The 26,807-nt window shown below is 57.9% G+C and carries 20 protein-coding genes; 5 read left to right on the plus strand and 15 right to left on the minus strand.

The window, feature by feature from the left end:
- Window positions 1–79 precede the first annotated feature (79 nt).
- Window positions 80–1,231, minus strand: a complete 1,152-nt coding sequence (dpaL, locus tag OHJ17_RS16590) for a diaminopropionate ammonia-lyase (protein WP_004893162.1) — start codon at window positions 1,229–1,231, stop codon at window positions 80–82.
- Between the two features lie 371 nt (window positions 1,232–1,602).
- Here dpaL and OHJ17_RS16595 point away from each other — a divergent pair, with 371 nt between their 5' ends.
- The 4 genes from OHJ17_RS16595 to OHJ17_RS16610 all read left to right on the plus strand — a co-directional run bounded on the left by OHJ17_RS16595 (window position 1,603) and on the right by OHJ17_RS16610 (window position 6,689).
- Complete coding sequence (locus OHJ17_RS16595; RefSeq protein WP_002898209.1) at window positions 1,603–2,064, plus strand: Lrp/AsnC family transcriptional regulator; 462 nt, start codon at window positions 1,603–1,605, stop codon at window positions 2,062–2,064.
- A gap of 175 nt (window positions 2,065–2,239) precedes the next feature.
- Window positions 2,240–3,640 (plus strand): asparagine--tRNA ligase, encoded by a 1,401-nt coding sequence (gene asnS / locus OHJ17_RS16600; RefSeq protein WP_002898206.1) that lies wholly within the window; start codon window positions 2,240–2,242, stop codon window positions 3,638–3,640.
- 591 nt (window positions 3,641–4,231) lie between these two features.
- Window positions 4,232–5,311 carry a porin OmpK35 gene (gene ompK35 / locus OHJ17_RS16605; protein WP_004141771.1) on the plus strand — a complete coding sequence of 360 codons (1,080 nt, stop codon included), beginning with the start codon at window positions 4,232–4,234 and terminating at the stop codon, window positions 5,309–5,311.
- Window positions 5,312–5,498: 187 nt separating this feature from the next.
- A complete protein-coding gene (locus OHJ17_RS16610; protein WP_002898202.1) occupies window positions 5,499–6,689 on the plus strand; it encodes an amino acid aminotransferase in 1,191 nt (396 codons plus the stop codon).
- Between the two features lie 68 nt (window positions 6,690–6,757).
- Here OHJ17_RS16610 and OHJ17_RS16615 read toward each other — a convergent pair whose 3' ends face one another.
- The 7 genes from OHJ17_RS16615 to cmoM form a co-directional block, all read right to left on the minus strand.
- Window positions 6,758–7,405: an MBL fold metallo-hydrolase gene (locus OHJ17_RS16615; RefSeq protein WP_002898200.1), complete on the minus strand. Its 648-nt coding sequence runs from the start codon at window positions 7,403–7,405 to the stop codon at window positions 6,758–6,760.
- Window positions 7,406–7,418: 13 nt separating this feature from the next.
- The gene (locus tag OHJ17_RS16620; RefSeq protein WP_002898198.1) at window positions 7,419–7,970 is read right to left on the minus strand and encodes a YcbK family protein; all 552 of its coding nucleotides are present in this window, start codon (window positions 7,968–7,970) and stop codon (window positions 7,419–7,421) included.
- Between the two features lie 302 nt (window positions 7,971–8,272).
- Entirely contained in the window at window positions 8,273–10,063 is a 1,791-nt protein-coding gene (gene ldtD, locus OHJ17_RS16625; protein ID WP_004211429.1) for a L,D-transpeptidase, read from the minus strand.
- A gap of 200 nt (window positions 10,064–10,263) precedes the next feature.
- Window positions 10,264–14,712 carry a chromosome partition protein MukB gene (gene mukB / locus OHJ17_RS16630; protein ID WP_004176682.1) on the minus strand — a complete coding sequence of 1,483 codons (4,449 nt, stop codon included), beginning with the start codon at window positions 14,710–14,712 and terminating at the stop codon, window positions 10,264–10,266.
- On the minus strand, window positions 14,712–15,416 hold the full coding sequence (gene mukE, locus OHJ17_RS16635) for a chromosome partition protein MukE (protein WP_004150840.1): 705 nt from the start codon (window positions 15,414–15,416) through the stop codon (window positions 14,712–14,714). The genes mukB and mukE overlap by 1 nt, the downstream gene beginning before the upstream one ends.
- Window positions 15,397–16,719, minus strand: a complete 1,323-nt coding sequence (gene mukF / locus OHJ17_RS16640; RefSeq protein WP_002898189.1) for a chromosome partition protein MukF — start codon at window positions 16,717–16,719, stop codon at window positions 15,397–15,399. The genes mukE and mukF overlap by 20 nt, the downstream gene beginning before the upstream one ends.
- The gene (cmoM, locus tag OHJ17_RS16645) at window positions 16,716–17,516 is read right to left on the minus strand and encodes a tRNA uridine 5-oxyacetic acid(34) methyltransferase CmoM (protein WP_016946990.1); all 801 of its coding nucleotides are present in this window, start codon (window positions 17,514–17,516) and stop codon (window positions 16,716–16,718) included. The genes mukF and cmoM overlap by 4 nt, the downstream gene beginning before the upstream one ends.
- Window positions 17,517–17,637: 121 nt before the next feature.
- On the opposite strand from cmoM, the gene elyC reads away from it, so the two are divergent.
- Window positions 17,638–18,417, plus strand: a complete 780-nt coding sequence (gene elyC / locus OHJ17_RS16650) for an envelope biogenesis factor ElyC (RefSeq protein ID WP_004141786.1) — start codon at window positions 17,638–17,640, stop codon at window positions 18,415–18,417.
- On the opposite strand, the gene OHJ17_RS16655 is transcribed toward elyC, so the two are convergent.
- From OHJ17_RS16655 to OHJ17_RS16685, 7 genes are all read right to left on the minus strand, one after another.
- Window positions 18,394–19,287 (minus strand): YcbJ family phosphotransferase, encoded by an 894-nt coding sequence (locus tag OHJ17_RS16655; protein WP_002898182.1) that lies wholly within the window; start codon window positions 19,285–19,287, stop codon window positions 18,394–18,396. The genes elyC and OHJ17_RS16655 overlap by 24 nt on opposite strands.
- A gap of 137 nt (window positions 19,288–19,424) precedes the next feature.
- A complete protein-coding gene (kdsB, locus tag OHJ17_RS16660; RefSeq protein WP_002898180.1) occupies window positions 19,425–20,171 on the minus strand; it encodes a 3-deoxy-manno-octulosonate cytidylyltransferase in 747 nt (248 codons plus the stop codon).
- Window positions 20,168–20,350, minus strand: a complete 183-nt coding sequence (ycaR, locus tag OHJ17_RS16665) for a protein YcaR (protein WP_002898177.1) — start codon at window positions 20,348–20,350, stop codon at window positions 20,168–20,170. Before ycaR ends, kdsB begins: the two co-directional genes overlap by 4 nt.
- A 63-nt stretch (window positions 20,351–20,413) precedes the next feature.
- Entirely contained in the window at window positions 20,414–21,643 is a 1,230-nt protein-coding gene (locus OHJ17_RS16670) for a winged helix-turn-helix domain-containing protein (protein WP_032432861.1), read from the minus strand.
- Between the two features lie 54 nt (window positions 21,644–21,697).
- On the minus strand, window positions 21,698–22,678 hold the full coding sequence (gene lpxK / locus OHJ17_RS16675; RefSeq protein WP_032432859.1) for a tetraacyldisaccharide 4'-kinase: 981 nt from the start codon (window positions 22,676–22,678) through the stop codon (window positions 21,698–21,700).
- The gene (gene msbA / locus OHJ17_RS16680) at window positions 22,675–24,423 is read right to left on the minus strand and encodes a lipid A ABC transporter ATP-binding protein/permease MsbA (protein ID WP_002898170.1); all 1,749 of its coding nucleotides are present in this window, start codon (window positions 24,421–24,423) and stop codon (window positions 22,675–22,677) included. The genes lpxK and msbA overlap by 4 nt, the downstream gene beginning before the upstream one ends.
- Window positions 24,424–24,459: 36 nt before the next feature.
- Window positions 24,460–26,724 carry a ComEC family protein gene (locus tag OHJ17_RS16685; protein WP_032432857.1) on the minus strand — a complete coding sequence of 755 codons (2,265 nt, stop codon included), beginning with the start codon at window positions 26,722–26,724 and terminating at the stop codon, window positions 24,460–24,462.
- Window positions 26,725–26,807: the final 83 nt, after the last annotated feature.

The raw sequence follows: 26,807 nt of genomic DNA on the forward strand, positions 1-26,807 counted from the left end.
TCGTTATGAGTCAGAACGCTTGTCATACCGAGGGCTTGTAGGGTAGGTAAGATGGCCCCCTTGTTATTGTCGATAGCGCTCAACCATTACGGCCAAACCAGACGATGTCTTCATAGACATCGGGTGATGTATCTCCTTCCGTGCTGATTAACAGAACCTGTGCATCGGCATTCAGGCGCAGCGATTCGGCAAGCTCGCGATACGCCGGTTGAGTCATCAGCGCATAAAGCACTCCTGTGCCAATAGCGCCGGATTCCCCGGAGACAAAAGGTTCGTCAGTACCTGGACGCGGAGCGGCCAACAGGCGCATGCCATTGGCCGCCAGACAATCGTCGGCGGAAATAAAACAGGTGGCATGGTCGCGGAGCATTGGCCAGCTGGTGATGTTAGGTTCACCACAGGCAAGCCCGGCCATCAGAGTTGACATATCCCCGCCGACGCTGTGCGGCAGTCCGTCATTAATGGTTGCCGAGCGATACAGGCAGTTCGCCTTGTGCGGCTCAACGATGATGATGGTGGGAGCCTGCTGCTGCATCTTTTCGATGAAATATCCCATGATGCTACCGGCAAACGACCCGACCCCGGCTTGTAAAAACAGATGCGTCGGCATCGACGCTCCGCTTTCTGCCAGCTGCTGCCAGATTTCAACAGCGAGGGTCATATAGCCTTGCATGATCCATGTGGGGATCTGCTCGTAGCCCTGCCAGGCGGTATCCTGGAGTAGAACCCATCCCTGCTCGCGCGCGGTTTTGGCCGCCAGCCGAACTGTGTCGTCGTAGTTCAGTTCAGTAATCGTGCATTCGGCGCCATGCCGGCGAATATTCTGCGCGCGTACCGGCGACGAGCCCTTTGGCATATACACCACCGCACGCAGCCCAAGCTGCTCAGCCGCCCACGCCACGCCACGTCCGTGGTTACCGTCGGTAGCAGTCACAAATACGATGTCCTTGATACGCGCCTTAATCACTGGTGAATTAAGCTCGGCAAAGCTCAACGTATTAATATCTCGCTCAAGCAGAGCGGCGAGATATTTCCCCATCGCATAAGATCCGCCTAATCCTTTAAACGCATTCAAACCGAATCGCTGCGCTTCATCTTTTATATGGATCGATCCCAGCCCCAGCCGCTGGCTTAAAAATTCCAGCTTACGCAGCGGCGTGACCCGGTAATCAGGAAATTTTTGATGGAATGCCAGCACTTCGTTCCCCACGCTTTCATTCAGCAGACTCAAGTCTGCTCCCTGGCCATAGGGCTGCCGCCGGGCGTTAAGTTGAAATTTAATTGTGTCCACTATTCAGGCACCTCTATTTTCATATCGTCCTGCGACGATAACGTTATTTGCGACCATTCCGCCTAAACGACGGGTGCACGGATCCGTGCGGCCTGAGACAGGACGGTCGCTTTAAATTGGTTAAGTCAGAATGTGAGAGGCTTTTTGTCGCGATATACCGCTTTCCCACTGTCTGTGATGGTACACTGCGCCAGGCGGTTAATTGGCGCAAAGTTGCCCATCGCGCCGCAATTTTCACTCTGTTTTATCATTCTCACGCAACAACGTTGCATTAGTGAGGTTGATCACAGGCTTGCAGGACGAGATATATGATGAAACTTGACGCATGGGATAAAAAAATTCTTACGCTCTTGCAGCGTAATAATCGCTTGTCGCAACGGGAGATCGCCGATCGGATCAGCCTGTCTCCTTCGGCAGTCAATCGGCGTATCGCTGCACTGGAGGATGCAGGGGTGATTAAAGGCAGTGTTAGCTTAGTGGACGCCAGTAAAGTGGGAAGACCAATCACCATTATGGTGCAGGTGACCATTGAGAATGAACGTCTCGATCTGCTTGAGGAGGATAAACAGCGTTTCGTAACCTGTCCGCAAGTGCAGCAGGTCTACTATGTCACTGGCGACTTCGATTTCCTGCTCGTGATCAACGTCCGTGATATGGCGGAATACGAAGCGCTAACCCGTGAACTCTTTTTTGCCTCGGGAAATATCAAGTCTTTCCGGACCATCGTGTCGATGCAAAATGCGAAGCAGGAAATGACGGTCATTATCGAGTAAGTCGTGTAAAAGTCGAAATGGGGAGCCAAAGAACGCCCCGGAGGTGTATTTATTTCCGAAATCCACCCTTCCCTGTGCGAAATCTACTTGTCTGATGGAAGATGACAGGTAACATAGATATCCCCCCGCTGTTGGGGGAAGAGACTTTTTTATTGGACTACATAGAGAGATTATTATGAGCGTTGTGCCTGTAGCCGACGTACTCCAGGGCCGCGTTGCCGTTGACAGCGAAGTCACGGTCCGCGGATGGGTGCGTACCCGCCGAGATTCTAAAGCTGGCTTTTCTTTCCTCGCCGTCTATGACGGTTCCTGCTTTGATCCTGTACAGGCCGTTATTAATAATTCTCTGCCCAATTACAATCAGGAAGTGCTGCGTCTGACCACCGGATGCTCGGTGATTGTCACCGGTAAAGTCGTGGCTTCTCAGGGTCAGGGTCAAAGCTTTGAGATCCAGGCGACCAGCGTGGAAGTGACCGGCTGGGTGGAAGACCCGGACACCTACCCGATGGCAGCCAAGCGCCACAGCATCGAGTATCTGCGTGAAGTAGCGCACCTGCGTCCGCGCACCAACCTGATTGGCGCGGTAGCCCGCGTGCGTCACACCCTGGCGCAGGCGCTGCACCGCTTCTTCAACGAACAGGGCTTCTTCTGGGTTTCCACCCCGCTGATCACCGCCTCCGATACCGAAGGCGCCGGCGAAATGTTCCGCGTGTCGACGCTGGATCTGGAAAACCTGCCGCGTAACGATCAGGGCAAAGTCGATTTCGACAAAGACTTCTTCGGTAAAGAGTCGTTCCTGACCGTTTCCGGCCAGCTGAACGGCGAGACCTACGCCTGTGCGCTGTCGAAGATTTATACCTTCGGCCCGACCTTCCGCGCCGAGAACTCCAACACCAGCCGCCACCTGGCGGAATTCTGGATGCTGGAGCCGGAAGTGGCCTTCGCCAACCTGAACGACGTTGCCGGCCTGGCGGAAGCGATGCTCAAGTACGTCTTCAAAGCGGTACTGGAAGAGCGTGCGGACGACATGCAGTTCTTCGCCGAGCGCGTGGATAAAGACGCTATCGACCGTCTGCAGCGCTTTATCACCGCTGATTTTGCCCAGGTGGATTACACCGACGCCGTCACCATTCTGGAAAACTGCGGCAAACAGTTCGAGAACCCGGTGTACTGGGGCGTGGATCTCTCCTCTGAGCACGAACGTTACCTGGCCGAAGAGCACTTCAAAGCGCCGGTGGTGGTGAAAAACTACCCGAAAGACATTAAAGCGTTCTATATGCGCCTTAACGAAGACGGTAAAACCGTCGCGGCAATGGACGTTCTGGCGCCGGGCATCGGCGAGATTATCGGCGGTTCCCAGCGTGAAGAGCGTCTCGACGTGCTTGACGCGCGTATGGCAGAGATGGGTCTTAACAAAGAAGACTACTGGTGGTATCGCGACCTGCGTCGCTACGGCACCGTGCCGCATTCCGGCTTCGGTCTGGGCTTCGAACGCCTCATCGCTTACGTCACCGGCGTGCAGAACGTCCGCGATGTTATTCCGTTCCCGCGGACGCCGCGCAACGCGACATTCTAAATTTTTCTGACATCAATCTGAAAGGCCAGCGCAAGCTGGCCTTTTTTTATGTCAATTACTGTTAGTAAAATTCAACAACCTTAAACATCAAGACCCGGAAATCACAATTATGTTACGCACTGTTTCGGTGCATCCTGGTGATGTAGATCGCACTTTATGTTCATAACTGAGCAAAACCGCTGATAAATTTGCTCATTTTTTGACCTTTACCCGCACATCTTGCAAAGACAGAGACTGAATAAAAAGAATACGAATTCAATACACAAAATGAACGAATTGCCGCTTAGCCAAATTAATCATAAATAATTCATATAGATAGATAAGTAATGGCGTTTGCCCTTATCCGGTGGAACGGAATTTTGATTAAGTTCACAAAGTTCCGTTAAATACACATTTAGTTACATGATTTTTCGTTTTGTTACTCATATGAGATATTCGTAGCATTTTCCGGCTAGCGAAACGTTGTCGCGGATGGAAAGATGCCTTCAGACACCAAACTCTCATCAATGGTTCTGTAAGTTTTTATTGACAGAACTTATTGACGGCAGTGGCACGTGTTCATATAAAAAATATTAATGAGGGTAATAAATAATGATGAAGCGCAATATTCTGGCAGTGGTGATCCCTGCCCTGCTGGTAGCCGGTGCAGCCAACGCTGCAGAAATCTATAACAAAAACGGCAACAAACTGGACTTCTATGGAAAAATGGTCGGCGAGCACGTCTGGACCACCAATGGCGACACCAGCAGCGACGATACCACCTATGCCCGTATCGGCCTGAAAGGCGAAACTCAGATCAACGATCAGCTGATCGGCTACGGCCAGTGGGAATACAACATGGACGCGTCCAATGTTGAAGGTTCCCAGACCACAAAAACCCGTCTGGCGTTCGCAGGCCTGAAAGCGGGCGAATACGGTTCATTCGACTATGGCCGTAACTACGGCGCGATCTACGACGTCGAAGCGGCAACCGATATGCTGGTTGAATGGGGCGGTGACGGCTGGAACTATACCGACAACTACATGACCGGTCGTACCAACGGCGTCGCAACCTACCGTAACTCCGACTTCTTCGGTCTGGTTGACGGTCTGAGCTTCGCGCTGCAGTACCAGGGTAAAAACGACCATGACCGTGCGATTCGCAAGCAGAATGGCGACGGCTTCAGCACCGCAGCCACCTACGCGTTCGACAACGGTATCGCACTGTCTGCAGGCTACTCCAGCTCTAACCGTAGCGTCGATCAGAAAGCTGACGGCAATGGCGACAAAGCCGAAGCCTGGGCGACCTCTGCAAAATATGACGCTAACAACATCTATGCGGCCGTCATGTACTCCCAGACTTACAACATGACTCCGGAAGAAGATAACCACTTCGCTGGTAAAACTCAGAACTTTGAAGCAGTTGTACAGTATCAGTTTGACTTCGGCCTGCGTCCGTCCATCGGCTACGTACAGACCAAAGGCAAGGACCTGCAGTCGCGTGCTGGCTTCTCCGGCGGCGATGCGGATCTGGTTAAATACATCGAAGTGGGTACCTGGTACTACTTTAACAAGAACATGAACGTCTACGCTGCGTATAAATTCAACCAGCTGGACGACAACGATTACACCAAAGCGGCTGGTGTCGCCACTGACGACCAGGCGGCCGTGGGTATCGTTTACCAGTTCTAATCTGCAGTACACCCCTTCGTGATATGCCTTCAAAGCAGGACTTCGGTCCTGCTTTTCTGTATTCGTGAGACAAAGATCGTCTCTTTCGAAAACCTTCGCGCTTTTTGTCGCAAACGGTTGGCAATTCGTTATTCTCCCGTTAACCTGATAGCGGATTTCCCTTCAGTAATCACAATGGAACCTCGTCATGTTTGAGAACATTACCGCCGCCCCAGCCGACCCGATTTTAGGTCTGGCCGATCTGTTTCGTGCCGATGACCGCCCTGAAAAAATTAACCTCGGAATTGGTGTTTACAAGGATGAAACCGGTAAAACGCCCGTTCTGACCAGCGTCAAAAAAGCAGAGCAGTATCTGCTGGAAAATGAAACGACTAAAAACTATCTGGGCATCGATGGTATTCCTGAATTTGGTCGCTGCACCCAGGAGCTGCTGTTCGGTAAAGGCAATGCGATTATCGCTGATAAACGCGCCCGCACCGCGCAGACACCGGGCGGTACCGGTGCGCTGCGTGTCGCCGCAGACTTCCTCGCCAAAAACACCGACGTGAAACGTGTGTGGGTAAGTAATCCGAGCTGGCCGAACCATAAAAGCGTATTCACCTCTGCCGGGCTGGAAGTGCGCGAATACGCTTACTATGACGCGGCTAACCACGCGCTGGACTTTGATGGTCTGCTGGCCAGCCTGAACGAAGCCCAGGCGGGCGACGTGGTACTGTTCCACGGCTGCTGCCACAACCCGACCGGTATCGATCCGACGCTCGATCAGTGGCAGCAGCTGGCGCAGCTGTCGGTGGAAAAAGGCTGGCTACCGCTGTTCGATTTCGCCTACCAGGGCTTCGCCCGCGGTCTGGAAGAAGATGCTGAAGGGCTACGCGCTTTTGCTGCTCTACATAAAGAGCTGCTGGTCGCCAGCTCCTACTCGAAAAACTTTGGCCTGTACAACGAGCGCGTCGGCGCCTGCACTCTGGTCGCCGCGGATCAAGAGACTGTAGACCGCGCCTTCAGTCAGATGAAGTCGGTGATCCGCGCCAACTACTCGAACCCGCCTGCGCATGGCGCCTCCGTGGTCGCCACCATTCTGAGCAACGATGCGCTGCGGGCAATCTGGGAGCAGGAACTGACCGATATGCGTCAGCGCATCCAGCGTATGCGTCTGCTGTTCGTCAATACCCTGCAGGAGAAAGGCGCGAGCCGCGACTTCAGCTTTATCAGCCAGCAGAACGGCATGTTCTCATTCAGCGGCCTGACTAAAGAGCAGGTGCTGCGCCTGCGCGAAGAGTTCGCCATCTATGCGGTCGCTTCCGGACGTATCAACGTGGCCGGGATGACGCCTGACAATATGGCGCCGCTGTGCGAAGCCATCGTCGCCGTACTGTAAGCGATAGTATTCGGTATAAAGAAAAAGGCCGCGAATGCGGCCTTTTTTATGTGTTCGCGTCATGTCTGTTACCAGACCGGCATCTCATCCTGCAGAAACGGGTTATTACGGCGTTCCTCACCCAGCGTCGACAGCGGACCATGGCCGGGAATAAAGGTCACATCATCGCCCAGCGGCAACAGCTTTTCCTTGATAGCCGCAATCAGCTGCCCATGGTCGCCGCGCGGAAAATCGCTGCGTCCCACCCCGCCTTTGAAAATCACGTCTCCGGAGATCAGCAGTCGGGAGGCGTCATCAAAAAAGACCACATGGCCCGGCGTATGGCCCGGGCAGTGCAGCACCTGCAGCGCCACATTCCCCACATTGACCACATCGCCTTCATTAAGCCAGCGATCCGGACGCAGCGGTTGGCAATCCTCCAGGCCGAACATCCGGCTTTGCGCCGGTAATCCTTCCAGCCAGAACTCATCCTCTTTTTCCGGACCAATAACCGGTACGCCATAATGCTGCGCCAGTTCAGCCGCGGCGCCAACGTGATCGAGGTGGCCATGCGTCAGCAGGATCTGCATCAGCGTGACGCCAGCCTCCGCCACCACCGCTTTGATACGTTCAGCATCGCCGCCAGGATCGACCAGCGCCGCCAGCCGGGTTTGCCCGCACCAGATAAGAGAACAGTTCTGCGCGAACGCGGTAACCGGAATAATACGATAGTTCATGACGCTCCTTTCGTTACCAGTGCCTTACGGGACCGGTATCAATATGCACAAAGTTACTACGTGGGTAATATCCTACACCACCTGCGCGCATAGATAACGCCGCTTTGCGAATATTGCTTAACGAAATACCTTCAATATGGAAATCCATCGCCTGCCCCTTGGTGTGATAGCTGTGTTTCGCTACACCACGGCTTCGTGCGCGAAGCTCATCGTTGGTATCAAGGGAACGATAGCCAGAGATAAGCTGGACAGGTTTGTTGGTGCCAAGTAGTCCCTGCAACCGATAAAGATGATCGAACAGATTTGGATCGATGGACTTAATTTTATTCGCGCGATAGTCACGGAAAAAATGGTTAAGTCTTGCTAATTCATCCTGAATATAGCCTCTGCCATCGAAAAACTCCGCCCTGAGCGATTCACCGGTATGCAGGTTATTCAGCGTCAAAATACGCGGACGGGGGGTCGAGAGGGTGGCAAATGCCGGCGCAGGGAGAATGGCGGCAGCACCCAGCGCAGCGCCACCCAACGCCAGCAATCTGCGGCGATTAGCGTCAAATTTGTCCATGATAATCAGGTCTACAGTCAATGAATCGTTATATACTTTTTCCGCTTTGCGCGATGCCAGGATCAGCTCGCTATCGCTCGCCACGACCGAGATGTTGCCCGGCAAAGGAGAGCGTTCGCGCTAACCGCGCTACGCATTGAGCGGAATGATATGTATATGCACTTCTGGCGCACGAAAGGCACCTTACCGGGCATTATTGCCAACGTCAAGGCAGCCTCACCCCAGGAAAATCGGGCGCTGCAGAGGTGCAGCGCCCTTTTTTACCCAGTGCTAGGACAACAAAATCCATTGAACTACTTCATTTACCTGATTAATTGTTCCGCTTTCGTCAGAATTTGTGCGCTGGATCGCGCGGTGATATCGTAATTGTAAATATCTGTTCGATATTGTGTACGTCCATCAGCGTCCACAAACGCCGTTAAGTAATATAAATTCACCGGTATATTTTGCCGAATATTGACATAGCGCGTATCCCCCTGCTTCAGGGCGTCGGAAATGCGCGTGTCATTCCAGCCCGCGTCCTGCAGCAGCATATTGGCCAGCTCCGAGGCTTTATTGACCCTGACGCAGCCGGAACTGAGCGCACGGACATCCTTCTGAAACAGATTATGATTCGGCGTATCGTGCAGATAGATAGCATCCGAACTCGGCATATTAAACTTGTAACGCCCCAGTGAATTACGTGCCCCAGGCGCCTGCTGAAAACGGAACGGTAAATTGTTCTCGGTGATGGTTGACCAGTCAACCCGGTAAGGATCGATGGTCTCTTTACTGTTCCAGCCGCGCATCACGGTGTAGCCATGCTGCTCCAGATAGCCAGGATTATTACGCACCTTCGGCAGAATATCTTTGCGCGCCAGGGTGGGCGGTACGTTCCACGGCGGATTGACCACTACGTTGTTCAGCGCGCTGCTCATCATCGGCGTCTTGCGGTCCGGACGTCCGACGATCACCCGCGAGGCCAGCACCTGACTGCCGTCCTGGTAATAGACCAGCGAAAACGCGGGAATATTCACCATGATACCGGTCGATAGTTTGCCTGGCAGCAGACGTAGACGCTGAATGTTCAGCGCCAGCACGCCAGCGCGCTGCGCCGATGAGACATTGAGCCAGTCACGGGTGGATTGGCCGATGACCCCATCCGCCCCCAGCCCCTGCATGGCCTGAAAGCGCTTAACGCCCTCCACCAGTTGGCGATCGTACACACCGCGCGCCGCGGGCTTGCTCTTTTTCTTCGCCGAAGGACTCACCACGTCGCCGGGCAGAACGATATTGGCGGAATTTTCCAACATCCCGGTACGCTGGAGGATCTCGCGCAGCGCGCCGATATCATTGCTCCATTCTCCCGGGCGCAGCGAGCCGCTGCCGGTCATCTGCGGCCATGGACGTGAATCAGCCACCAGCGCCAGCAGCGACTGGTGCATGGCCTCATACTGCGGATGACGCGGCGCCAGGCCGGCGATAAACGCCGGCAGGGAGCCATTATCCAGCGCCAGCTGCCACTGGTTAATCACCGACAGCGGCGGGGTCGCCATCTTGTACGGTGTCGAGCTATATAACCAGCGGGTCCCCTGGGTGGGGATGCCGCTGATAAAGTGCAGATAGCCCATCATGGCATCAGACAACACCACATCGCGCGCCATGCCGCTGACGGCAGGATCGGTCAGCAGACTGACCCAGGTGGTAAACTGCGGCTGAAAACCGGCGATGGCGATCTCCGCCAGCTGCTGCTGGAACGCCTGCACCGCCTCGCGGTTTTCCCACATCGGTTTCATATCCCTGGCGGCGTATAGCGAGACCAGCGGATTCATAAAGACGGGTTTGTAGCCAGCCGGCAATAGCGCTTCGATCTGGGCGCGACTGTTCGCCGCGGCTTCCATCGACAGCGGCTGCTCACCGGCCAGCTTCGCGACCGCCGGCGATTGCCCGTCGCTTTGCGACAGCGCGACGGAAAGCTCTCCAGGCGTAGCGGAGCTATCACCTGGTACGACTTCAGGCTCTGCGGCCTGGACATTGAACAGCGGAGCAAATGCCATTGCCAGGCTCAGACTGAGCGCTGACAATGGACGACCATACCGTTTCTTAAGCAACATCCCTTGCCCCCTGTTGTCACACATTGCCGCCCACAAATTCGTGGGCTTTAACACAGTATATAAAGACGAAAAGGCTTTTGCCTTACCTAATGTAAAGAAGCTTAAAGATTATACCACCCTGGCATAGCAAGCTGGATAGCAAAAAGGGCAACTTAACGTTGCCCTTTTCAGCGCTTACCCGCCAGTAGTGAGCTGCATCGTCAGGAGGCGTCGGCCGTTCCCGGCAGCGCTTCCGGCAGCGGCGCGGCAAACCCGCGCAGCCCCACGACGTGCACATGTTCGTGATTATTGAACACCTTACGCACCAGTTTATAGGTAGTGCCTTTTTCCGGACTGATGTTCTCCGGCGCTGCGATAATCAGCTGCATCTCCAGACGTTCGCACAGCTCGAAAAGGGTGGCGATGGAGCGGGCGTCGAGACGCGCCGCTTCATCGAGGAACAGCAGACGGCAAGGCGAGATATCCTTGCCGCGCAGGCGACGGGATTCATCTTCCCAACTCTGCACCACCATCACCAGAATCGACATCCCGGTACCGATAGCTTCCCCGGTAGACAGCGCGCCGGACTCCGCGCGCAGCCAGCCGTCGGAGCCGCGGTTAACTTCCACTTCCATCTCCAGATAGTTGCGGTAGTCGAGCAGCTCTTCACCGATGGTTTGCGGCGTGCGCTGCCCCATGTCGATCTGTGGGTTGAGACGCTGATAGAGCTTGGCCAGCGCCTCAGAGAAGGTCAGACGATTGCTGTTAAACAGATCCTGGTGCTGCTCATGCTGCTCGGAGAGCACGTCGAGCAGCATCGAGTGGGTCTCACGCACATTGACGTTCAGACGCACGCTGTTGACCTGGCCGAAGGAGACGCTCTGCAGACCCTGGTTGAGCATCCGGATACGGTTCTGCTCGCGCTGAATGGTTTTGCGAATAATGTTGGCCACGCTGCGGGAACTGATCGCCAGCTTCTGTTCACGGTTGGTCAGCTCTTCGGTCAGGCGGCTGAGCTCGATCTCCATCTGCTCGATCGCTTCCACCGGATCATCGGTGCGAATAATATCCTGACGAATACGCTCGCGCAGATGCTGGTATACGGCAACGAAGAACTGAATTTTGCGCTCCGGACGCTTCGGATCTTCCGAGATACGCAGCACGTCACGCAGATGTTCGTTATCGGCGACCGCCAGACGCAGCGCCCCCAGCGCCTTATCCGACATTGAGCGCAGCTCATCGGCGGAGAGATAGGCCAGCTCGCGGCGATGCAGACGACGTTCGACGCCGTTGTCTTTCACCAGACGCATCACCGCGCACCAGCCCGCCTTGGCGGTCACCACCTGCTCGCGCATTTCGCAGTAATCGCGCTCCAGCTTGCGCAGTTTACGGGTCAGGTTGTCCATTTCCGCTTCGCAGAAGGTCAACGCTTTCTCCAGCTGATTGCGTCGGGAGCGGTTATTGCTCAGCTGCATGTGCAGCTCATCGCGACGCGCGCGAGCACGCTCTTCCGCGCCGGCGTCGGCGCGCACGCCAATGTCCTGCAACTCTTTATACAGATCGTTGAGCAGCTCTTTCTTGGTGTCATACGAGCTCTTCAGCGAGGCCAGCACCTGATTGTACTGACTAAGCTGCGCCGCATGGGCACGCATCGCGTCGCGCGCGCGGCTGCGTTCGGACTCCGCCTGCTCCAGACGCTGGCGCAGCTTCTCGTTGAGATCGCTGTTGCCGCTGAGCATTTCCGCCGAATCGGAGTAGCTGAAGTGGGCCCTGCGCTGCACAACTTCCGCCAGGGCAAAAGCCTGCTGACGCGCATCGCGCTGGGTTTGCTGCGCATAGGCGTAATCTTCTTTCAGCTGCTCAAACTGCTCCGGATCGCTCTGCAGCACCGAAACAATAGGCTCCAGCTTCGCCAGCTGGTTACCGTGCTGCTGAATAAAGCGCGCGGCCTCCTGCGCTTCGTCCAGACGTTCCTGGATCTCGTCCACGCGGTCGGCCAGCGTATCATCCGCCAGCAGGTTCAGGCGCGGCAGCAGGCGGTTGAGCGCCGACACGCCCTCTTTCGCCTGCTCGTACTGCACACGGTTCTGTTGGTTATCGCTTTCATGGGCGCTCAGCGCACGCTCCAGCTCGCCGCGGCGGCTGTTGAGTTTGCGGATCTCTTCTTCCGGATCGTCCTCGAAAGCCACCGCCAGATGGCTGCCGATAAAGCGGCTGAAGGCCTGGTGCAGGCGCTGGGTTTTCTGCACATCGAACGACAGGGTCGCAAAACGCTCTGACAGCGATTCACGCTCGGCATGCAGGGTTTCAATGCGGTTTTCACGTGCCGCGCGGCCAAACAGCGGCAGCGACGGGAAGCGCGAATAACGCCACTGGCGATCGGCAATCTTCACCACCACCGCTTTTTCCAGCTCGTCGACGCTGAATACGCTGTCATCGAAGGACTGCGGATCGCCTTCGATCAGATAGAGATCTTCCGGGCAATCTTCCAGTCCCTCAAGCTGCTCGGCTACCCGCGACAGATCCGGTACCACGATCGCATGGCGCGACGGACCGTACAGCGCGGAGAAGTACGGCGCATCGTCCAGGCTAACATCATCGTAGATCTCGGACAGCAGAACGCCGCCGAACCGTTCCGCCAGGGCGTTGAGGCGCGGATCTTCCGAACCGCCCGGCTGGCTAAGACGCTCGATTTCTTCGTCGATGGCGCGCTTGCGGGCGCCGACCTCGTCACGTTCAACGATAGCCTCTCGTTCACGCTCCAGCAGCTGCTGCAGGTATTCGGTGACCTCCTGGCCGGACGCAAACTGCTCGCCGCTTTGCTCGCACAGCTGGTTAAGGCTGTTCTGCGCCGCCAGCCAGACCGGCGCCCGACGCATCAGCGTCTGGGTACGCGACTGCAGTTGCTCCAGCTCCTGACGCAGCGCCATGCGCTGCTCCTGAGCATTGGAGACGCTGTCGGCCAGCGACGCGATGCGCGCTTCCAGCTCCTGATGCAGCGTTTCCAGATCGTCGATATCGTAGCGTTTACCCTGGCGTTTGCAGAACTCGGCCAGCTGACGCTCAGCGTCCTGCTGCTCGCGCAGGCGCTGTTCAAGCTCGTTGAGGCGGCTGCGCAGCCCCTGCGCCTGCTCGGCCTGGTGGCGCTGGTTCACGCCGTCGCGCAGCAATTCGCGCGCTACGTCCCAGGCTTCATTGCGCGCCAGCGGGCCGTTAATCGCCGCCACCAACTGGTAAGCCTGTTCAAACTGGCTGTGCGCGGTTTGCGCCACGCTCATTTTCTGTTCCAGCGACAGCATTTTCTCCGTCGCTTCCTGCTCTTTCGCCTGGAAGGTTTCCAGCCACTCGTCGGCGCTCTCCGGGGTCAGATCCGGCAGATGGCACAGCGCCTTCGCGCGCTCCAGCGCCTGCAGCGCCTGGTTATACTGAATGGCGCGGGTCTGCTGCACATCGAGCGCCTGCTGATAGTCGGCGAGCTGGCTTTTCAGCTCATCCACTTCCAGCTCGGCGGCCTCAGCGCGGGCTTCGTTCTCTTCCTGACGATCGACGGCTTCCGCCACCACTTCATTCTGCTCTTCCAGACGGATCTGCAGCTCGTCGAGATCCGCTTCGTAGCGCTCGATTTTTTCCTGCTGACGCAGCGCAGTCTGCACCAGGTTCAGGTGATCGCTGGCGGCCTGGTAATCGGCTTCCAGATCGCCCTCCGCGCCGTTATGCTCCTGCAGTTCGCGCGCCATGTCGACGTGCTTATACTGCTCAGCCGCCAGCTGCGAACGCGAGGTGAAGAGATCGCGGCGATACTCCAGCGCCTTATCCAGGTGAATGCGCCTCTCGTTGGCGTGACGCATATAGTCCGCCGCCACGTAGTTGGTGGCTTCGCTGATCAGGTGTTTAAACAGATCGCGGTCGGACTGGGTAACGCGAATGGCTTCCAGCGTCATGCGGTTTTCCCGCAGCGCCGCTTCCATATCCTGGAACGCTTTACGCACGCCGCTGTTTTCCGGCAGCAGGTAGTCGCGCAGCGAGCGGGTAATGGTGCTGGAGATCCCGCCGTACAGCGAGGCCTCAATCAGGCGGTAGTACTTGCTACGATCGGAGGCGGAACGCAGGCGACGCGCCACCACGCCCAGATCGAACATTAGCGAGTGATATTCGGTGATCGAGTTGAACTGTTTAAACTGGACCCCTTCCATCGCCTCGAGTTTATCTTTCAGCTCGTTGAGGCTCACGACGCGCGCCTGGCGATCGTTCAGCGTTTCGGTCAACAGCTGGGTCGGCAGGATAGAGGTCGGCAGTCCCTGAATGGCGAAAGGTTTAATATCGACTTTACGATCGCGCCCGGCGACCTGCTGCAGGCGCACGCCGACCACCACGCGCTGGTGGCGGGAATTGATCACATCGAGTACCGAGTAACACACCCCGGCGCGCAGCTTACCGTGCAGGCCTTTATCGCGTGAGCCGCTGGTGGCCCCCGCTTCGGTGGTGTTACGGAAGTGCAGCAGGGTTAAATCCGGGATCAGCGCCGTGACGAAGGCCGCCATGGTCGTGGACTTACCCGCGCCGTTCCCCCCGGAGAGGGTGGTCACCAGTTCATCAAGATCAAAGGTCCGGGCAAAGAAGCCGTTCCAGTTAACCAGCGTTAGCGAGCGAAACTTACCGCGTTCAATCATTACTCTTCCTCCCCGCTATCCGGCTGGTTTTCTTCATTCTCATCATTGAGCTGCAGGTGATTTTCCAGGGCCATCGCTTCCCCGTCGCGGATCAGACGGCGCTGCGCTTCGCGCGGGTCGTCGCCGGCGCGCACATCGGCGCCAAAGCGGAATACCGATTCGGTAATGCGAAACTTGCTGCTATCGTGGCCCATAAACCACACCATCCCCAGACGGCGTAAGCGGTTAAGCGAGGCCCGCATTTTTTCCTGCAGCTTCTGGCGGTCCAGATCCGAACCGGTGGAACGGTTGTTCACCAGCTTCAGCAGCCTGGATTCATCGGCCAGGGTCAGCAGCTCGTCATAGAGCTCCTGCTGGGTAAAAATCCCTTCGTTCGCCAGGCGCTCCGGGCTGAGATAGAGATAGCAAAGAATTTTGCCCACCATCATATCCAGCTCGGACAGTACCGAGCGCGAAATCAGCGTGGTGGACCGCGGGCGCAGGTAGAAGAATCCCTCCGGCGCGCGGATCAGCTCGACGTTATAGCGAGCGTAAAACTCTTCCAGGTAATCCTGAAAATCCATCAAAAATGCGTGATTATCCAGCTCGTCGAGACCGATATGACGGCCCGCGCGCAGGGCGCTGTCCAGCGCCGGAAATAACGGATTGGCCAACGCCTGCGCCAGCTTAACCGGCATCACTTGTTCAATATTTGTCAATGACATGCGCCTGTACCTTGGCTCCGTAATCATTAATCGGCTGCCATTTTGCCGGCAGTCCGGTGAAATCTGCCTGGGCGACGCCCAGCTGTACCGCCTGATCCACGACGATCCGCGCCACGTCGAAGTGACGCCCGCGCGGATACTGCGCCAGGAACTCCCGTGCCACCAGGCCGAGATCCAGCGGTATTCCTTTCTCTTTATAGACCGCCAGCTGCGCTTCGATCAGCGCCGCCAGCTGCTCGCGAATTTCGTTAAACTCTTCAAATTCGAGGTCCGCCGGCAGCTCGCCGGTGACCTCTTCATCGCGCAGGGCCATCTCTTCATCGCGCATATCCAGCAGGCGGTCGGCGTTGGCGTAAGTTAGCGCCCACGGTTCATCAAAATAGGTCTGTACCGACTGGCGCAGACGCTGGGCGAAGACGCGGTTCTTATCCATATCGATAGCGGTACGGATAAACTTGTGCACATGGCGGTCGTAGCCGATCCACAGGTCAATCGCCTGCTGACCCCAGCTGACGATGCGGTCGAGCTTGCTTTGCAGATCGAACACCAGCCGATCGACAAAATGGAGATCGTCGCGCGCCATGGTCGAGTCCTGAATGCGCAGCAGGTTCGCCTGCAGCTTATCCCCTGCCGCATCCAGCGTATCCTGCAGTTCGCGCAGGGTGCCGGAGGTTTCCGACAGCAGCAGTTCACAGCTGGAAATCGCCGCGCGCCAGTCTTTATTCAACAACTGCGCGATATCGTCTTTCACCAGCTGCTGCTGCTCATCCATAATGCGCTGCGTCAGGTCGATGCTGTCGAAAATTTCCGCTACGGAATACTTCAGCGGCGCAAAAACGTTGCGATGCCAGTGGAATTCATCACCGCCCTCTTCCGCGGCGTCCGCCGCGCGCTTCAGCTCGCCGGCGACGATCGACAGCTGCATCGAGAGACGCAGCGTCGAGAATTCGCGCTGACGGATATAATAATCGGTGATCCCAATCCCCAACGGCGTCAGGCGATAGATCGCATTGCCTTCGGTAATTTCGCTGGTAAAGCGGTTCAGCAGACGCTGGCGCACCAAATCGTTGATCGCGTTATTGGCGCGCTGGCTGATGGTTTCGCTGGTCTGCTCAAACGCATCACTGACGTGGCGGAACGCATCCACCAGTTCACCCTCGCTCATTTCTCCTTCCAGTCGTTCACCATTCAGAGTGGCGATCGCCAGCAGGAAAGAGAGTCTGTCGACTGGTAGCGAGATTGAAAAATCATTTTTTCTGGCCCAGGCAACCAGTTCGGGGACTGTCTGGGAAAATTCACTCATACTTTATCCTTGCATCTGCGGCTATGAGCCTGGCTCTTAAGCGCGGTGACATGAATATAACGGCCCAGGCTGAGATACGGCTCCTGACGACAGTAGCGCGTCTCCAGCGCCAGCAGCGCCGCATAGCTGTCATGCTGTTGGCGTTTTTCACGCAGATAATCATGAAACACCCGCACGCCGGTTTTGCTGACGATCTGCCAGCCAATCTCTTCCAGCCAGTGATAAACCTGCTGTGGTTCACGCGGATAATCCGGCGACAGCGTGCGGTTTTTCTTTTTTGGCATGCCCAGTTGAACGTAATCAAAATTACCGGCAACCATATTGTGCATCAACAGGCCGTTAGCATTGTAGAACATCAATGACAGTCCACCGCCAGCACGCAGCGTCGACCACAGGGTATGCAGTATTTCCTGGGGCTCCGCCACCCACTCCAGCACCGCATGAAACAGTACCAGATCGACCGGGCTTTCCAAATGCTGCGCAATATCCTGAGCCGCGCATTGTACAAAATGCATGTTGTCGATCACACCTTTATCGGCGGCCGCCTGGCGGGCGCGAGCCACCATCTCAGCGGAGAGATCGCACAGCGTCACGTGATGGCCCAGTTGCGCGACTTTGATGGCCGTTTGTCCTTCGCCGCCGCCGGCATCCAGCACCCTCAGCGGTCCCGGCCCCAGCTGCGCCAACAGCGGTTCCAGATCCTGCCAGAGGATCGCCTGACGCAACTGGCCTTTTGTGGTGCCGTAAATATTGCGCGAAAACTTTTCAGCAATGTCATCGAAATTGCGATCCTGCACGAGTGACTCCACAAGCCAACACAAAACCGCTATTTTGTCATACCCGCGCCGAGAATGAAGCGATCTGTTATAAGATCCGAACATAACTTTGGTTATATGGTTAAAAAAGGAACCATCTGGCATGCTTTTCACGCTAAAAAAGATCGTCGGCGGCCTGCTGTTGCCGCTACCCGCCTTACTGTTGCTGATCGGTATCGGGATCGCGCTGTTATGGTTCAGCCGCTTTCAGCGTACCGGGAAGCTATGCGTGAGCCTCGGCTGGCTGCTGCTGACGCTGCTGAGCCTGCAGCCCGTAGCCGACAGCCTGCTGAAACCGATTGAAGATACCTACCCCACCTGGCGCGGCGAGCAGCCGGTGAACTACGTGGTGGTGCTGGGCGGCGGCTATACCTGGAATCCGGAGTGGGCGCCAAGCTCTAATCTTATCAATAACAGCCTGCCGCGCCTGACGGAGGGCATCCGCCTGTGGCAGGCGAATCCCGGTTCGAAAATGATCTTTACCGGCGCGGCGGCGAAAACGAACCCCGTCAGCACGGCGGAAGCCGGGGCGAGAGTGGCGGAGAGCCTTGGCGTACCTCGCAGCGATATCATTGTGCTCGATCGGCCGAAAGATACAGAAGAGGAAGCGCTGGCGGTGAAGCGCGCCATCGGCGACGCGCCCTTCCTGCTGGTCACCTCGGCGTCACACCTTCCGCGGGCGATGATATTCTTTCGCCATGCCGGCCTGGATCCGCTTCCCGCGCCGGCCAATCAGCTGGCGGTGACCTCGCCGCTCAATCCGTGGGAGCGGGCCATTCCTTCTCCAGTGTGGCTGATGCACAGCGACCGGGTCGGCTATGAAACCCTTGGTCGCGTCTGGCAATGGCTGAAAGGCAGCTCAGGCGAGCCAGGGCAGGAGTGATTTTGCAGCGAGGTCAAAACGGGCGCGATCAAAGCGCCCGGTGTTGACCAGACTATCCACCTCATCCCACAGCAGATAAAGCCAGCGACGCCAGACAAAGGCCTCGGAAACTGGCGCCTGCTGCAGGTAGCGCCACAGCAGCTGTTCCGCCTGGCCGCCTTCAGCAAGGCGGAACAGTTCATACTCGCGTGGCGCCCACAGCATCATCCCCGGCCCCACCATCGCCAGCAGCTGATCGCTGCGCGGATCTTTTAGCATGCTGCGCAGAGTGAAGTTGCCATGCACCAGCACAGCATTATCATTGAAATCGCGGAACAGCTCCGGAAGGCACTCGCGGGAGCGGAACAAAAGGCGCTTATCCTGCATGGTGAGACCGGTGTCCTGATACAGGTTCAGGGTGCTCCACAATATCTCTACCCGCTGGCGGTACCAGTTCGGCCACAGGTTTTCCTGGGTATTGTCGACCATTCCCACGCAGCCGCCACTGTCCTGCCGATGCCACGCCAGCAGCGCCTCGACGATTTGCTCCTGCAGTTGCTCCCAGCGCGCCGGGGTGCGCGTCGGCGCCTCCACCGGTACGCCGCGCAGGCGCTCAAGCAGCAGCACATCTGGTCCGGGATGTTCTTCGTGCGTCATGACGCCATAAACCACCGGCATACGCACCGTACCATTACGCGCCAGGGTCGAGATCTTCCATGCCAGCTGCCGCGCCACGCCGGGCGTGGTGAAACTTCGCGCCAGCAGCGGCATCGGGTTTCCCTGCGCATCGTACAGGAACCACAGCGCCGTAGCGGCTTGTTCACTGACACACTCCACCCGGCTTAGCTTTTCGCCAAGAAGATGACTGAGTTCGGTTCGCAACTGTTCCATTGTCGATTACCCCTATGAACACTACTGGTTTCATAATGAGCGCCCGCACCTGGGTTGTCATCGGATAAGATCAAAAAGGGGTAAAAAAAGCAAAAAACCGACGGGGATATCCCCTCCAGCAAGGAGGGGACAGAGGACTAACGCAGCTCAGCGCGGACGCGCTCCAGATCTTCCGGGGTATCCACGCCGGTGCCGGGCACTTCCGCCGCTACGGCGACATGGATTTTCTCGCCATACCACAGCACTCGCAGCTGCTCGAGCATTTCAATCTGCTCCAGCGGGCTCGGCGCCCAGCTGACATAGCGGCGGATAAAGCCGGCGCGATAGCCATAGATGCCGATGTGACGCAGCAGGGAGTCACCGATGGTCTCGCGGGATTGGGCAAAGCGATCGCGATCCCAGGGAATAGTCGCGCGGGAGAAATAGAGCGCGTAACCCTTGGCATCCATCACCACTTTCACCGCATTCGGGTTAAACGCCTCTTCCGCATCATGGATCGGTACCGCCAGCGTCGCCATTCCGCTGCTGCTGGCAGCCAGATTCTCCGCCACCTGGCGGACAATCGCCGGGGGGATCATCGGCTCATCGCCCTGAATATTGACGATAATGGTGTCATCGCTGAACGCGCACTTTTCCACCACTTCCGCCAGCCGTTCGGTGCCGGACTGATGGTCGGCGCGGGTCATACAGACCTCGCCGCCGGCGGCTTCAACCGCCCGGGCGACATCTTCGTGATCGGTGGCGACAATAATACGATCCGCGCCGGATTCGCGAGCGCGCTCCAGCACATGGACAATCATCGGCTTACCATTAATGTCCTGCAGTGGTTTTCCCGGCAGGCGCGTGGAGGCGAAACGCGCAGGAATAATGACCACGAAACTCATGAGTGACTCTCTTCTAGCGCCAGCGGACGCGCCTCTGTCTCCAGCAGCACCGGGATACCGTCGCGCAGCGGAAACGCCAGGCTATCAAGTTTGCAAATAAGTTCTTGCTTATCCTGACTGTAATACAGCTTGCCGTTACAGACCGGGCAGGCGATGATTTCAAGTAAACGGTGATCCATGTTTCCTCCTGATGGACCGGATAGATTTCTCAGCAGCATATCACAGGAAGGCAGGCGCCGGGATCAATCGGCGTCGATTTCCCACCCCTGCTCCTGGCCGACAAACAGCCCTTCCGGCAGGCGTCGGCACAGGATCCGCTCTGCCGATTGCCAGTGTGCGAAGTCGTTAATCGCCCGGCGCAGCCCCTGCTCCAGACCACGGGTGATCTTCACCCCCTCCTCCAGCCACAGAGCGAAGATCTCCAGCTCCCGGCTTTTGCGATGTATTTTACTGTCCATCCGCCCGACCAGTTTTCCCTGGTGCAGCAGAGGCAGTACGAAGTAGCCATACTGACGCTTCGGCGCCGGGGTATAACACTCCAGGCGATAGCTGAAGTTGAACAGCTGCTCAGCGCGTTTCCGATCCCAGACCACCGGGTCGAAGGGCGAGAGCACGGCGCTATGGCTGGCGGTCAGCTTACCGCCGGGCGCGGTCTCCAGCTGCGCCAGCGCCTCGTGATGCAGCCACATCTCGCCGAGTGCTTCCACGTTAACCGGCACCACCAGCCCCTCTTCCTGCCAGGCCGCCAGCAGACCCGGTAGCGCCGGCTGGCGCAAGCGATAGTAATCGGCCAGCCACTGGGCGCGGAAGATGCCGAGGCTACGGGCGCTATTGCGCAACATAATGGCCTCTGCGTCTTCGCGGGAGAGCGCGTCGCACTCGTCGTCCCAGTCCGGCATCACCCGCCGGGTTAGATCATACACGCGGTGAAAATTGCGCCGCTCCACCACCATCACTTCGCCGGCGGTAAACAGCCCTTCAAGGTGGCGCTTATGCGGTTTCCACTCCCACCAGCCGCTGGCGCCTTTGCGCGGGTGGGTAAAATCCGCCGAGCGAACCGGGCCGTTTTGCCCGATATGCGCCACCAGCTCGGCAATACTCCCGGCATGCTCCTCCATCCACGCGCGATGGTATTTCCAGCCCATATTGTCGGGATTCAACATGCGATGGCGCACCAGGGCGAAATCGCTGCGCGGCAGAAAGCAGGCTTCATGCGCCCAGTATTCCATTAGCTCGCCGTTGCGCAGCGACTCATCCAGCCAGTGCTGCGGATAGCTGCCAAGACGGCTGAACAGCACCAGGTAGGGGCTGCGGGCCACCACGTTGATGGTATCGATTTGCAGCAGCGACATCTGCTGGATGGTGGAAAGAATGTCTTTCGGGCGAGCGCGACGTCGGGGCTTCTTTAACAACCCCTGCGCCGCGAGATGGAGGTGGCGCGCCTCGTTAAGCGATAGTTGCAATACCGACATGCAGGTTCTCCGTCAGGAATTCCAGCACAGCGGCGAGCAAAGCCGGCGCGTCAGTTAACGTTGCGCCAACGTCGCTAAGTCCGCAAGCAACCGCTGTGCGCGTTCATCGGCCATTATGGCGTCGACCGGTAAATACCACCAGTTTGCAGCGGCGAAATCGCGACATTTCACGGCATCTTTCTCGGTCATCAGCAGCGTCTGATCGGCGGTCACCAGGGCGGCGACATCAGCCTGGCTCAGCGCCTGATGGTCCGCCAGCGCCACGGTTTTGACCGGCTGGACGCCGCAGCTTTCGATGGTGGCGAAGAAGCGCGGCGGATGGCCGATGCCGGCCATCGCCACCACGTTCGTGAAGGTGGAGACATCGCGACGTTCGCCGGTAAGCAGGTTAACCGCCATCCCTGGGCGCAGCCGCATCGGGATCTCACCCGGACGCGCCACGCCGCCGTTAACGATAACCGCATCAACGCTTTGCAAACGCGACGCCCGCTCGCGCATCGGCCCGGCAGGCAGCCACCAGCCGTTGCCAAAGCGGCGCACGCCGTCAATAACGACAATTTCTCTGTCCCGCGCGAGCTTATAGTGCTGCAACCCGTCGTCGGTCACAATCATCTGCAGATCGTGCGCGCTGAGCAACGCTTTTACCGCGTCGCTGCGCAGCGGAGCGACAGCGACCGGGGCACCGGTACGCTGATGGATCAACACCGGTTCATCACCCGCCTGCGCCGTACTGGTCCTGTCGTCCAACACCAGCGGATAGCGGTCGGCTTTACCGCCGTAGCCGCGAGACACGACGCCAACGCGAATACCGCGCTGCTGCAGCTGCTCCACCAGCCAGATCACCACCGGCGTTTTGCCATTGCCGCCAGCGGTCAGGTTACCAACCACCACCACCGGCACCGGCGCGCGCCAGGCTTTTTGCCACCCCAGCTGATAGCTGAGGCGAATCACCCCGCTCACCAGGCCATACAGCCAGGAGAGCGGCAGCAGCAGGCGCCACAGCGGCGATTCCCCGGACCAGATGCGCGCGATCATTCGCCGAATTGCATCTTATGCAGCTGGGCGTACACGCCCTTATGCTCCAGCAGGTCATGGTGCGTTCCGCGCTCCACGATCCGCCCGTCTTCAACCACCACGATTTCATCAGCCTGCTCAATGGTCGACAGACGGTGAGCGATAACCAGCGAGGTACGGTTTTTCTGCAGCTCATCCAGCGCCGCCTGAATGGCACGCTCGGACTCGGTATCCAGCGCCGAGGTGGCTTCATCAAGGATCAGGATCGGGCTGTTACGCAGCAGCGCGCGGGCAATAGCAATACGCTGGCGCTGGCCGCCGGACAGCATCACGCCATTCTCGCCGATGATGGTATCCAGACCATTATCCATCTTGTTAATGAAATCCATGGCGTAGGCCATGCGCGCGGCCTCTTCAATCTGCTCGCGGCTGTACTCTTCGGTACGGGCATAGGCGATATTGTTGGCGACGGTATCGTTGAACAGATGCACGTTCTGTGAAACCAGCGCCACCTGATCGCGCAGTGAGCTCAGCTTGTACTCGCGCAGGTCGTGGCCATCCAGCAGGATCTGCCCCTCGTCGACATCGTAGAAGCGGGTGATCAGGCTGGCAATGGTCGATTTACCCGACCCTGAGCGCCCCACCAGCGCCACGGTTTTCCCTTCCGGGATATCGAGATTGATATTGCGCAGCGCGGCCACTTCGCGACCCGGGTAGGTAAAGGTGACGTTCTCGAACTTGAGATTGCCTTTCGCCCGCTCAATGACCCGCGTACCTTCGTCTTTTTCCTGCTCGGAATCGAGGATCGCAAACAGCGTCTGGCACGCCGCCATCCCACGCTGGAACTGGGCATTGACGTTGGTCAGCGACTTCAGCGGACGCATCAGCGCAATCATCGAGGAGAAGACCACGGTAATGGTCCCGGCGGTCAGGGTGTCCATCACGCTCGGGAAGCTGGCGGCATACAGGACAAAGGCCAGCGCCAGGGAGGCGATAAGCTGAATGATCGGGTCGGAGATAGACGAGGCGGAAACCATCTTCATCCCCTGCAGACGCATTTTATTGCTGACTTTATCAAAACGTTTGGTTTCCACTTCCTGGCCGCCAAACATCAGCACCTCTTTGTGCCCTTTCAGCATCTGCTCGGCGCTGGTGGTGACCTGCCCCATCGTGTTCTGCATATTCTTACTGATATTGCGAAAACGCTTGGAGACCACGCGGATCGCCACCGACACAATCGGCGCCAGTACGATCAGGATCAGCGACAGCTGCCAGCTGTAATAGAACATCATCACGAACAGACCGATAATCGATGCCCCTTCGCGGACCACGGTGATCAGCGCGCTGGAAGAGGAGGAGGCGACCTGCTCAGAATCATAGGTGATGCGTGACAGCAGCGTTCCGGTAGACTGCTTGTCAAAGAAGGCCACCGGCATACCCATCATGTGGCCGAACAGGCGACGACGCATGGTCATCACCACTTTGCCGGAAACCCAGGAAATACAATAGCTCGAGATGTAGCTGGTGATCCCACGCAGCACCATCAGGCCGATAACCACCAGCGGCATCCATAGCAGCACTGAGCGATCCGTTTTACCAAAACCATCATCCAATAACGGTTTAAGAAGCGATAACATGAAGGTGTCACTGCCCGCGTTAAGCACCAACGCCACCGCCGCTACGATTAGCCCGGCTTTAAACGGCGCGATAATCGGCCAAAGTCGGCGGAAGGTCTGCCACGTGGAGAGATCTTTATCGTTCTGCATTCAATAAACCAGCTTGTGTTGAAATAGCCGCATATTCTACCCGTTATCGGCGGGCGCGCCAAACCACTGATGATACCAACGCGGTAAAACTTGATCCCGTAAGCTATGGATTTGCCACCCTTCTGCGGAAAAAACCACCGTTATCTGCCCCTGCTGCGGCGTGGCGAACCAGCGATAACCCCGCTGGCGGTAGCGCTGAACCACCTTGTACGAGGGCATCCGCCACGCATTGTAGCGCGAAGCGGAGGCCAGCGCGGCCGCGCCATCCACCCGGCGGATCAGCAGCGCGCTGGAGGAGGTATTGCTGCCGTGGTGGGGAACCTGAATAAGTGTAGACGTCAGATGCCGCCAGTAACGGCTGATCATCGCCTGCTCCGCCTGACGTTCTATATCGCCGGTGAGCAGGATGCTGGAGCGACCATCATCGATCCGCACCACACAGGAATGATTGTTACCCTTTGCCGTGCTGCCCGGCAGCGGCCACAGGGCCTGGAAGTTGAGTCCCTGCCATTGCCAGCGCTCACCGCGATGACACGGCAGATGATGCGCCCAGCCTAACGGGCTGCGCACCCAGGCCTGCGGCCATGCCTGCAGCACTGAATCAAGGCCGCCGCGATGATCCAGATGTTCATGGCTCAGCATAACCCCTTGCAGCTGCAGATGGTGCCAGCGCAACCACGGGATAATCACCTGTTGACCGCTATCACCCTGCGGCCAAGCCGGCCCGGTATCGTAAAGCAATGCCTTACCGTGACGCTCGATCACCATCGCCAGCCCCTGCCCGACATCCAGCATCGTCACCCGCCATTCGTCCGCAGGCGGTTGTCGGCTGAATGGCCGCGTCAGTAAAAACAGCACGCTGAGACACAGCGCCGGTGAATGCCGCCAGCTCTGAAAACGCCAGCCCATCACCAACAGCCACGGCAGGCTACTGATCCACAGCCAGCGAGCATCCAGCGTCAACCAGCCGTCCGGTAAACGTCTTAATCCCCAGAACAATACGGCCAGCACGCGATCGGCCGCCAGCCAGAGCAGCGACTCCACTATCTCCGGCCCCGAGAGATGCACCAGCATCGCGGTCAGAATAAGCGGCACCGCCAACAGGGTGACTAACGGTACCGCCAGCAAATTAGCCGCCATCGACGTCAGGCTGACTCCATGGAATAGCAACAACTGCAGCGGCAGCAGCAGCAGCGTCACGCCAGCCTGCAAATGAACAAGAGCAATTATGGTCTTCCACGGCCAGCGCCAGCGGCCGGCAGGCAACGGGAGCCACTGGAACCAGAAGATCAGCCCCGCCACGGCGAAGGCAGATAGCCACAGGCTTTGCGACAGGACCGCCAGCGGGTCGGCAACCAGTATCGCTCCCAGACAGCAGAGCCACACCTGCCACGCCGTCCATCGCTGGCCCGACAAGCGTAAGGCGCAGCACATGCCCAACCCTACGCAGGTGCGCAGCGCCGGCGGCTGCATACCGGTCAGCCAGGCATAGCCGACGGCGCCGGCCAGCCCGGCCAGCAGCGGCAACCGCCAGCCAATCCAGCGGCCCGGGAGAATATACTGCACGCCGCGCAGCAACAGCATGATAAGAGAAGCCGCGAGAGCGATATGCAGACCCGAGATAGCCATCAGATGGGAAGTGCCCGTGTTCTGCATCAGGACCTTTATCTCCGTCGGCAAAGACAGCCGCTCCCCCATTCCTAATCCCAACATCACCGCGCGCCAGGGATAAGTCTGCAGTCGCCGGGTCAGCGACGTCAGATAGCGGGCGCGCAGACTGCAGCGGGCATCCAGCGCGGAAGCGGCGACGATCCCTCCGCTCAGCGGTCGGTGCTGCGCCAGCGCATAGCGCTGGCTGTCGAAGCCCCCGTCATTGAGCTGCCCGTGCACCGGGCGCAGGCGCAGCGTCATCAGCCAGTGTTGACCCGCACAGGCTGGCGCAGGTGCAAGTTCCCCGTACAGCGTTACGCCTACCGGGGGAAACAGATAGCGGCCCCGCAGGCGCACCATCTGTCCACGGTGCAAGGTCTGGCCATCCGTCTCGCTAAGGATCACTTCCGCTTGCCGGATGGCGCCGGTAAGGTGCCGGGTCGGCCACAGCGCCTGATGCGCGCTCAATACTCCCCAGACCACCAGCAGAAGCGTCATCGCCACTCCGGCGACGGCCCTTCCATGCAGACGAATCAGCGCCAGCGCCAGTGCGCTCGCGCCCGCCAGACTGCACGGGCCCGGCAAGACGGGTAGCCAGAGAAGCGGCAGCATTGCAATGATGGCGCATCCGGCAAGCCATGGTAGACGCATAAACACCTCCCTGTGAGTGGGCAGTGTTACGCAAAGCGGTGCTGGCGTCCTGGCGGCGAATTCAGGTTTGCGCGGCGCATTCC

Origin of the sequence: Klebsiella sp. KP20-425-1, from assembly GCF_025813515.1 — a bacterium.
Classification (GTDB): Bacteria; Pseudomonadota; Gammaproteobacteria; order Enterobacterales; family Enterobacteriaceae; genus Klebsiella; species Klebsiella pneumoniae.